Here is a 707-nt window from a genome sequence, read left to right as displayed (position 1 = left end):
TTCGCCCGGGTCCAGCGCTGCCTGCTGGGGGTCGCGGACGTGCACATCAGACAGCGGCAGTCCCTCGCGGTGACGTTCGCCTCCAATTCGATGAGCGTGACGCTGCCGGGCGGCCCGGTTCTGGCAACGACGTTCAGGTACCGGCAGACACGCCTCTGGGGGGCGTCACCGGTGGTCGCGACGTGGCAACTGGTGATGGCCGGCGCCCTCCAGGCCATCGGCCTGGCGCTCGTCGGACTGGCGGGCGCACTGCTCGTCGGGGCCGAGACCAACCCGTTCTCGCTGATCTTCACGTTCGGCGGCCTGTGCGCCTTCCTGGTGGTGGCTCAGTACGCCGCCTCGCGGCCCGACGCCCTCGAAGGTGTCGGCATCACCGCGCTACGCGGATTCAACGCGCTCCGAAAGAAGCCTCCGCTGACCGGTGTTCGCCAGTGGAAGCACATCGTGAACCAGATGAGCGCCGTCCGGATGGACCGCCGCGACACCGCCCGCGCGTTCGGGTGGTCGCTGTTCAACTGGATCGCCGACGCCGCATGCCTCGCCTTCGCGTGCTACGCGGTCGGCGCACATCCCGGGTTCGCCGGACTGGCCGTCGCGTACGCGGCGGGCAACGCCGCCCGTTCGGCCATCCCACTCCTGCCCGCCGGGCTCGGTGTCATGGACGCCGTGCTCGTCCCCGCACTGACCGCCAGCGGAATGACCGGCGC

1 protein-coding gene is annotated in these 707 nt (G+C 70.6%); it reads left to right on the top strand.

Going from position 1 to position 707, the window contains the following annotated elements; all coding sequences use genetic code 11:
- The coding region (locus tag G9373_RS45540; RefSeq protein ID WP_167121392.1) for a YbhN family protein at positions 1–707 on the top strand (707 nt) is incomplete at both ends.

Origin of the sequence: Rhodococcus sp. A14 (assembly GCF_011603105.1) — a bacterium.
Lineage (GTDB): Bacteria > Actinomycetota > Actinomycetes > Mycobacteriales > Mycobacteriaceae > Rhodococcus_F > Rhodococcus_F opacus.
This window is presented reverse-complemented; position numbering and strand designations above follow the sequence as displayed.